Source organism: Paracoccus marcusii (assembly GCF_006151785.1).
In the GTDB taxonomy this organism is placed as follows: domain Bacteria; phylum Pseudomonadota; class Alphaproteobacteria; order Rhodobacterales; family Rhodobacteraceae; genus Paracoccus; species Paracoccus marcusii.
The window spans coordinates 1-8,711 of sequence record NZ_VDDD01000134.1 but is presented as its reverse complement, the minus strand read 5'-3'; the positions used below and the strand labels follow the sequence as shown (position 1 = coordinate 8,711).

Here is an 8,711-nt window from a genome sequence, read left to right as displayed (position 1 = left end):
GGGCATTCCTGCATCCTCCAAATGGCTCAAAAGCCATACCTTAGGGAGGACCACTTTTCAGGGGGCAGACCAGTGCCAAACTACACGTCGACCCTTGAGTAGCTGGAGATGACTTGTCGAGCAAATGCTATGCCATTAGGCACAACGTAACCGTCGATGAAACAATCGCAAGACCGATGCTCAAGCCGATGCTGACCTTTGCAGCTAGTCCGCAGAAGTATCAGTCGATTGATCAGATTGTGGCTGACGGTATTGCAGCAGTGCGGTCACCGTCAGGGCTGCCTTTCCACGGGCCGCGCAGGCACGGCACCACGAGTTGAACTCGTCGTCCGACAGGCCATAGCGCCGCAATGCATCATCCCTGTCGATCAGTCCGTGCAGCACGGCGAGCACCACTGTCTGCTTGCGCGAGGCAACCCAACGCGTGTCGGCATCGGGCAGATCGGCGACGCTGAGGATGCTGCCGTCATCGATCGTGACGGTGCGGAGGCGGGATGACTTTCGAATGAACATGATGAACCTCTTACGCGACAATAGATGGACAGGCGTGCATTGGGCAGGAAGGGAAGTCGGCGGGCCCACGCATTGTCTGGATTGTGACAGGCTGCGATTGGATCACGAATATGACGGCACACGGAACTAGCATGCCGCGTGATGTGACTTATCGTCTATATTCTAAAGGCATGTCAGTTATGTCGATTGAGCCTACTGACTGGGCTCAGCCTGCGCGGAACACGCCCCAGGTGACGGCCTGGTGCTGCAGCCTGTCGCGAAGGTCGCGGAACTCTGCGTTGTGGGAATAGGCGCCGATGGCGGAAAGGATCATCGCCAGGTCTTTCGCCGAAACGACGGGACGCAGATCGGTCTGGTTCTGGTGCATGGGAAAAATCCAACTCAATAAACTATACAAATTTAACTAGCCGACACCCGCCGTCCTGAGAACCTGCCTTTTCGCACAGGTTGTGACACCTGCTCTGCGAAATTCCTACGATTGCATGGCGCAGGCGGCTTGGGATGCACGCAGCGGTGCCGTAATGTCATAGTCTGGTGGACCGGCTTGCTGGCCGTGTCCGTGAGACTGATGGCAAGGCAGGAGTGAGGAATGGTCGATCTGAGGGGCAAGGCGGTTCTGGTGACCGGGGCAAGCCGGGGCATCGGTGCGGCGACGGCGCGGGTGCTTGCCGAGGCCGGGGCGCTCGTCGGCCTCATGTCCCGTGATGCACGCGCGATCTCACCGCTGGCCGACGAAATTGGCGGCATGGTTTTGGAAGGCGATGTCGCACGTGCCGCCGACATGGAACGGGCGGTCGCGTCCTTCTGTGATCGCGCGGGCCGGTTGGACGTCCTGATCAACAATGCCGGTGTCATCGGACCGATCGCCGGCATGTCCGATGCCGATCCGGATGCCTGGGGACAGGCCATCGACATCAACCTGAAGGGCGTCTTTCACGGGATCCGTGCCGCACTGCCGGTCATGCGGTCAGCCGGCGGCGGGACCATCCTGACGGTGGGGTCGGGTGCCGCCCATGCTCCTCAGGAGGGGTGGAGCGCATATTGTGCCAGCAAGGCAGGCGCATTGATGCTGACGCGCGCGGTGGATCAGGAGGCGCGGGCGGACGGCGTTCGGGCGATCAGCCTGTCGCCGGGTACCGTGGCGACAGACATGCAGGCGGCAATCCGCGACAGCGGCGTCAATCCGATCAGCCAGCTGGATTGGACGGTGCATATCCCGCCGGAATGGCCCGCACGTGCACTGCTTTGGATGTGCGGGCCGGACGCGGATGCGTTTCTGGGTGCCGAGATCTCGCTGCGCGATGAGGCCATTCGGCGGCGTGTGGGCCTGATCTCCTGAGCGGCCGAGAAAGGGACCATGCACGCTTGTGAAAGAGATATTGGCCCCCTGCGGCAGCACCAACCGCGGTAATGAAACACACGTAGTGGCTTGGGCTACCGGCAATGAGTTTGTTGCATCAAGCCCGCATATTCAGTGCCTGCCGTGTTGCCCGTTAAGGTTTGATTTACCTTATTTGCGCAATGTGTCCCGCTGAGGGCCGGGAATGCGCAAGACGATTGCCCGGCATCGTATTTCGGTATGACGGGGGCGCATCATGATCTGGGGTCGAAGCGGCAAGGTGCAGGCGTCGGAAACGGAGGAGGTGCGGGATACGGTCGAGCTTCCGATTCGGTCGCCGGGCGGGTTCTCCGAAGAGGCGCTCAAAGGTCTGGCCGACCTCGAGGCTCGCATGCCGCCCCCCGAGGCGGTGACCGAGCCCGCGTTCACCAGGTCCTTCCGCATGACGGACCGGCTGAAGCCCGATGCCGCGGCGGGCGGCGGGCTGGTGACAGGGACGGACGGGACCGCCCGGCCGCATTACTGGGGTCATCGTGAACGGCTGCGGACCCGCTTTCTGGAGGGCGGTCATGCGCCGATGCCCGATTACGAGATGCTGGAGCTTTTGCTGTTCAATGCTGTGCCCAAGATCGACGTCAAGCCCTTAGCCAAGCGCCTGCTTGCCACATTCGGGGATCTGAACGGAGTCGTCGCCGCATCCGAACATCGCATCCGGCAGGTCGAGGGCGCGGACCGTTGGGTCTATCTGCAACTGCGGCTGGTGGACGCGTTCGCGCAACGGATGGCCCAGGCCAAGGTTCTGCAGCGCGAGGTGCTGTTGTCCTGGCAGGCGCTGATCTCCTATTGCCGCACCTGCATGGCCTATCGCGAGACCGAACAGTTTCGGGTGCTGTTCCTGGATCGCAAGAACACGATCATCGCCGATGAAGCCCTGGGCAGCGGTACCGTCGGGCACGTGCCGGTCTATCCCCGCGAGGTGGCCAAGCGGGCCTTGGAGCTGAATGCAAGCGCCGTGATCCTGGTCCACAACCATCCTTCCGGCGATCCGACCCCCAGTGATGAGGACATTACCATGACCGCCCGCGTCGCTGCGGCCTGTGAGGCGATCGATGTCTCGGTCCACGACCACGTCATCATCGGCAAGGATGCGGAGGCGTCATTCCGGGAGCAGGGGCTGTTGTAGTCCATTCGGGTGTCGGCTGCCGCCAAGACCGGTTGTACCGTGCCGTATCTAATCGATATGATGCCAACGGCGGAACCGAGCGATGGCATAATCGGATCGACTTGGTATTGGTCGAGTAACGGAAAGGACCCGTCCGAATCGGACGCGGTTCCTGTGATGGGGATCGGCTCTGGGCTGGTCGACGTGGCCACGGCGCGCCGGCTTGTTGGTAGACCATTATGTCAGGTATTGACTGGATCAGTCTCAGAACTGACGCTCGCTGCCATCATTTCGTCGCGCAGGATTTCATCGCGCAGGGAACAGGGCACGTTCGTAACATCACAGCCGGCCCTAATTACCTCGTTGCTCCGCGATAGAATGTACAGATACCAAGGAGGGACATGACTGTCTGTGCGTCTGTAGCATGGTACCTAGGCTCAATAGAACCTGCGACTCTGCCGCCAAGTTCGCGGACAGATCTCTCTATCCCGAAATAGGCATCTCGCAGAGCTGAAGTTTCAATGCATGCAGAACCTTGCGCGCTGCCCGTCCTTGACAGCGTAGGTTTTCTCGTGTCGCGGCGACATGTACGTCCGCAAATTTGGCGTTCCGATCAGGCGATAGCGCGCCGGATTTGCACGGTGGTGGTTCAGATGCGCTACGCGCTATCAGGAGCGTTTGCGGGGATTTCTCTACAGATGATCCCCGCGTCTGGGCTGGCCAAACTTGACAATCCGTCATGTGGCTTCATTATGAAACTACGGAGGATTTTAATTGTGTTCGTGTTTTCTCGTGTTCCGATAGCCGCTCTGGCAGCGGTCGGCTTTCTGGGGACGGCTCCCTTGGCATCGGCGCAGGCGGCGCCGGATGATCTGGCCGCGCAGGCGCAGGCCTTGCGTCAGATCATCGCGCAAATGGAGCTTGAGGCTGCCGAGCTGGAGCCCCAAGTCGAGGCAGCGCGCACGGAGCTGAGCGACCTGACGGCCAGGATCGAGGCGGCGACCAGCCAGCTTGCGCAGGAGCAGGAGAGCCTTACCGGCGCGCAAGAGAACCAGGGCACGGTTGAAAGCGGCACCGAGAGTGCAGAGGCGCAGGATGCTGATCTGAGAACCCGGATCGCGGCGGCTGAGGCGGAACTTGAGGACTTGAACACCACCCTCGAAGCGCGGCGCGCCGAGGCGGAGGAACTGGCTCAACGGACGGAAGATCTTCGCACGACCGAGCAGGAGCAGGCACAGAGACTTGCCGTGCTGGAGGAGGAGATAGCAGCCGCCACCGCCAGCCGTGTCGAGATGACCTCTGCGCGGCAGGAGATTGAACCGCAGCTTGACGCGATGCGTGCAGAGCTGGCTGATCTGACAAGGCGTCGCGATGCGATGCAGGCGGAATTGGAGCGGTCCGAAAGCCTTTCTGCACAGGTTGCGGACCAAGAGGAGCAGGCTTCTGCCGTTGAGGCACAGCTTGCCGCTGCGCAGGCTGAACTGGCTGAGCTGACCACACGCCGCGACGCGGTGCGGGCGGAACTGGAGCAGTCCGAAGGCCTCTCTGCACAGGTTGCAGAGCGGGAGAACCAGATGGCCGCCGCTCAGGCCCAGCTGAACGACGTTCAGACGGAACTCTCGGAGTTGACTGCCCGTCGCGATGCGATGCAGGCAGAGCTTGAGCAGGCGGAAGGCCTCTCCACGCAGGTTGCGGAGCGAGAGGAGCAGGCTGTCGCTGCGGAGGCGCAGCTGAATGCCATCCGGACGGAACTGGCAGAGCTGATCACGCGTCGCGATGCGATGCAGGCTGAGTTGGAGCAGTCCGAAAACCTCTCCGCGCAAATCGCGGAGCAGGAGGAACAGGCGGCCGCGGCCGTGGCCGAGTTGAATGCAGTGCAGTCGGAACTGGCGGAGCTGACCACGCGTCGTGACGCGATGCAGGCCGAGCTGGACCGGTCCGAGAGCCTTGCCGCACAGATCGCCGCGCAGGAGGAGCGTGCCGCAGCGCTGCAGACGCAGATCGAGACGCTGAGCAGCGACCTGGCCGCACAGCAGGCTGAGCCGGAGCAGGAAGCCGCCCCCGAGCCGCCGACGGATGCGCCCGCCGAACCGGCCCCCGTGGCAACGCAGGAACCTGCGGCAGACGCGCAACTGGCGGTCACCGGTGACGACGGCTTGGCTTTGCAAACGCGGGACGCGGATCAGGTCAGCGCCATCCTGGCCACCACGCCCGGTCTTCCGCAATCACAGGCGTCGCGCGACCGGCTGCGCGACCTGCTGGTCGAAGGCCAGTGCACCATCGACGCGCTGCGCGAGGTCCAGAACCCCATCAACCGCCAAGCGTTGCTTGTCCTTCTGGCCGGGCTGGACGGATGCTGACATTCCTCAAGCGGAAAGAGACGACGATGCCAATTTCCAAGCTTCTGCAACGCCTTGCCTTCGGGATCTGCGTGGCGTCCGGCATGTCCGTCGCAGGCCATGCCCAGAACGCCGACATGACGATCATGACCGGATCGCCGACCGGCACTTATATCCAGATCGGTCGCGACCTGAGCGGCCTGATGCAGCAATGCGGCCAGAACCTGGAGGTCGTCGAATCGGCCGGCTCGCTGGAGAATTTCCTGGCCGTGCGTCAGCGCCCCAACACCCAGTTCGGCATCGTCCAGAACGACGTGCTGGAGTACATGCAGACATTCGCAAGCGATGATCCTGCCGTGGCGCGGGCCATCGCCGGCGTTCGGATCGCCTTTCCCCTGTACGAGGAGGAAGTCCACATCCTGGCGCGCCGCGACATCGCCGACTTCGGCGGGCTGAACGGCAAGCGGGTCGCCATCGGGGTCGAGGACAGCGGCACCTATCTGACCGCGTCGCTGATGATCTCTCTGGCCGGCATCGAACCGGCCGAGGTGCTGCCCATCGCACCCGGCGATGCGCTGCCGCAGCTGGAAGCGGGCGACATCGATGCCTTCTTCTATGTCGCGGGGGCGCCGGCCGCACTGTATGCCGAAAACGAGATCGACGGAGAGCAGTTCCACCTGCTGCCGATCCAGGATGACACGCTGCAGGCGGTCTATACCCCGGCGACGCTGGCGGGCGGGACCTATGCCTTTCAGCCGGACCCGGTGGACCTGGTCGCCGTCAAGGCGGTGCTGATGACCTATGAATACGATCCGCGCGGCAACCGCTATCATCAGGCCAGCTGCCGCGGCGTGTCGGACCTTTCGTCGCTGATCCTGTCGAACATCGACACCCTGCGCTCCGACGGTCATGCAAAATGGCAGTCGGTCGACCTGACCGACATTCCGCCGGGCTGGGACATCTCGACCTGCGTGAACCGGGGGATCGACCCGGAATACGTGCCCAGTTGCACCCCCGTCGCGCCAGAGGCCGAGACGCCGACCGACAGCGAGGCCAACGCCGCCTATCGTCGCAACATCTGCGCCGTTCTGGGCTGCTGATCAGGGCGCCGTCGGCACCGCCCAGTCCGATGCCGGGCCGGGCGTACCGTCGGCGCGCAGGGCCGCGACCCGCCACCGTGCAACGGGCTGTTCGATCAGGGCTGCTGTCAGGTCGGTGTCGATCTGTTCGATCTGCTCCGACCCTTCGATGCTGAACTCCACGCGGTACTGCACCGGGTCCGGCCCCTCGGGTGCGGACCAGTACAGTTCGGACTGACCTGCCGTCAGGATGGTCTGGCGGTTCGGGGTGGGCATGCCGGGAACCTCGGCGGGGGACGCATCGGCGACATCAAGCTCGCGCAGCCGTGCAACGGCCCCCGAGATATCGGGCGCCTTGCGATACCATGCGCGGGCGCTGTTCGGATCGGCCTCGACCCCGATGCCGGTCTCGTACAGCTGACCCAGATAGTACGCCGCCCGTTCATTGCCCCATAGCGCAGCACGCTTGTACAGCGCCAGCGCCGCCGCCTGATCGACGATATCCGCCTCAAGCGCCTGCGTCAGGAGAATCTGCGCGTCCGGAGCGTTCTCCTCGACCTCCGTCACGATCGCGGCCTGCCGCGGGGTGGGCTCGGCCACGGGTTCCGGTGCGATGGGCGCGGGTGCAGGGGGCGCCGCTTCGGGTGCTTGGACAACCACCGCCGGAGTTTCCGCGGCCTGATCGACGGGCGCCCGGTCCGGGGTCAGCAGATAGCCGCCGACTGCGACAAGACCGATCACGGCCGCGCCGGCCAGGGCGGGCGTCTGCCACCGACGCGCGGGCGGCTCCTCCAGCAGCAAGGGCACATGCCCCGCGGGCGCCGTCCCGACATAGGGTTCCGGAAAAGACGGCGGTGCAGCGGGTTCTTCGATGGATGCCGCTTCATCGCGGTACCCGCCTGCAGGCAGGTCGGGCAACGGATGGGGCAGGGTCCCGGCCTGCGCCAAGTCGGACAGACATGCATGCACGAACACTTCTTCCATCCGGCCGCCTGGAGCCATGCGCTCCCGGGACAAGCAGTGCCGCACCAGGCGGTCGATCTGGCCGGGATTGCCGCCGGAGGCCTCATGGATCAGCCAAAGCCCGCCGGCATCGAACGGCTGGCGTCCCCCGTGACAGGGGCATTTCCGAATGCGGAAGCGATGAGTGATATAGGCGGCGGTCTCTGCCTGCGTCAGGGGCTGCATCCGCAGATGCCCCCCGATCCTGCGCCGCAACTCGTCATGAATTGGGGGGTCGAGCAGGGCGGCGGCCTCTCCACGTCCGACCAGCAGGACATACAGCGGCTGCGGCAAGCCCGAGGCGGCCGTGATCTCCTCCAGAAACTCCTTGGAGGGTTCGGACAACAGATGCGCATTGTCGACGATCAGGACACATTTCCGGTAGGTCGAGCGCCCTTTCTCCAGAAGCCGTGTCAGTTCCGTCAGCGGGTCAGGGGAACTGATGCCGAACGCTTTAGGCGCTTCCTGCGACAGATCCATGCCCGGACGATCCAGCGTGACCCGTCCGATCTTCATGTCACCGGAGGATTGCGCGATGAACTCCGACGTCAGGACCGTCTTCCCGATCCGGGCCGGCCCCGACAGGACCAGCAGCCCACGGTCGAACTTGGTCCAGGCCTTGATCATCGCCAGATGATCGCGATGCGCTTCGGTCAGATACAGTTGATGTCGGCCCGGTGCCGACGCGAAACTGGGGCAGGACAGTGTATCAAAGGCGTTGTCCACTGCTCTCTCCACCAAGGCACGAGGTCCAGGCATACCGCAACGAATGCCACACAATCGAAATGCTCTGTTAACCAAGGTAAACAAGAATGGCGCGAGGGTCCATCGGCCACCTGCTCAGGTCCCTTAAAAGTGCATGTCAATTGTTGGTATTGTCCGGCGGTATGACGGTGCCGTGATGAACGCCTCTGTTGAACCCTTTACAGACGCTCCGAGACAATATGTGGCATATATATTATTTAGGGGTCTTTAGTATGATCGCTTAAAATTCAGAATTTTCTAAATTACACCAGTATGGGCTTGTATTTATGGTATGACTGACAGATGCGTTAAGGATAGGGATAGAATATTCGTAAGGCAATTTTTGGAATTTTCATTATAAATCAACTTCATGTAATTTAATGGTCTTGGAGTTTTGAGAACGATATCCACTAAATAATGTACGTCTCCACGTTAATTCTTTTGGTATCTCAAAATGTCCTTCTAGGGTCAGGATTCATAACCAGTAGATGACGAGGGCGGCTAGGGCGACGGCCGAAAGGAAGACCTTCGGG

7 protein-coding genes are annotated in these 8,711 nt (G+C 62.4%); 4 read left to right on the top strand and 3 right to left on the bottom strand.

From position 1 onward, the window contains the following. Nucleotides 1-204: 204 nt before the first annotated feature. Both sciP and FHD68_RS19110 read right to left on the bottom strand, forming a co-directional pair. Complete coding sequence (sciP, locus tag FHD68_RS15885) at nucleotides 205-513, bottom strand: CtrA inhibitor SciP (RefSeq protein ID WP_127898790.1); 309 nt, start codon at nucleotides 511-513, stop codon at nucleotides 205-207. A 205-nt stretch (nucleotides 514-718) separates the two neighbouring features. Then, nucleotides 719-880, bottom strand: coding sequence for a hypothetical protein (locus tag FHD68_RS19110; RefSeq protein ID WP_164871441.1), 162 nt, complete (start codon nucleotides 878-880; stop codon nucleotides 719-721). Nucleotides 881-1,102: 222 nt separating this feature from the next. Here FHD68_RS19110 and FHD68_RS15880 point away from each other — a divergent pair, with 222 nt between their 5' ends. From FHD68_RS15880 to FHD68_RS15865, 4 genes are all read left to right on the top strand, one after another. Continuing rightward, the gene (locus tag FHD68_RS15880; RefSeq protein WP_127898789.1) at nucleotides 1,103-1,852 is read left to right on the top strand and encodes an SDR family oxidoreductase; all 750 of its coding nucleotides are present in this window, start codon (nucleotides 1,103-1,105) and stop codon (nucleotides 1,850-1,852) included. 391 nt (nucleotides 1,853-2,243) lie between these two features. Then, complete coding sequence (radC, locus tag FHD68_RS15875) at nucleotides 2,244-3,035, top strand: RadC family protein (RefSeq protein ID WP_139086197.1); 792 nt, start codon at nucleotides 2,244-2,246, stop codon at nucleotides 3,033-3,035. Nucleotides 3,036-3,667: 632 nt separating this feature from the next. Next, the gene (locus FHD68_RS15870; RefSeq protein ID WP_127898788.1) at nucleotides 3,668-5,374 is read left to right on the top strand and encodes a coiled-coil domain-containing protein; all 1,707 of its coding nucleotides are present in this window, start codon (nucleotides 3,668-3,670) and stop codon (nucleotides 5,372-5,374) included. A gap of 26 nt (nucleotides 5,375-5,400) precedes the next feature. Then, nucleotides 5,401-6,453, top strand: coding sequence for a TAXI family TRAP transporter solute-binding subunit (locus tag FHD68_RS15865; protein ID WP_127898787.1), 1,053 nt, complete (start codon nucleotides 5,401-5,403; stop codon nucleotides 6,451-6,453). Here the strand turns inward: FHD68_RS15865 and FHD68_RS15860 are convergent, their stop codons facing one another. After that, on the bottom strand, nucleotides 6,454-8,061 hold the full coding sequence (locus tag FHD68_RS15860) for an AAA family ATPase (RefSeq protein ID WP_167550420.1): 1,608 nt from the start codon (nucleotides 8,059-8,061) through the stop codon (nucleotides 6,454-6,456). It lies immediately after the preceding gene. Nucleotides 8,062-8,711 lie beyond the last annotated feature (650 nt).

Coding starts and splice junctions, on each gene's coding strand:
- sciP (WP_127898790.1), bottom strand. CDS start 513: ATGTTCATTCGAAAGTCATCCCGCCTCCGCACCGTCACGATCGATGAC.
- FHD68_RS19110 (WP_164871441.1), bottom strand. CDS start 880: ATGCACCAGAACCAGACCGATCTGCGTCCCGTCGTTTCGGCGAAAGAC.
- FHD68_RS15880 (WP_127898789.1), top strand. CDS start 1,103: ATGGTCGATCTGAGGGGCAAGGCGGTTCTGGTGACCGGGGCAAGCCGG.
- radC (WP_139086197.1), top strand. CDS start 2,244: ATGCCGCCCCCCGAGGCGGTGACCGAGCCCGCGTTCACCAGGTCCTTC.
- FHD68_RS15870 (WP_127898788.1), top strand. CDS start 3,668: ATGCGCTACGCGCTATCAGGAGCGTTTGCGGGGATTTCTCTACAGATG.
- FHD68_RS15865 (WP_127898787.1), top strand. CDS start 5,401: ATGCCAATTTCCAAGCTTCTGCAACGCCTTGCCTTCGGGATCTGCGTG.
- FHD68_RS15860 (WP_167550420.1), bottom strand. CDS start 8,061: ATGATCAAGGCCTGGACCAAGTTCGACCGTGGGCTGCTGGTCCTGTCG.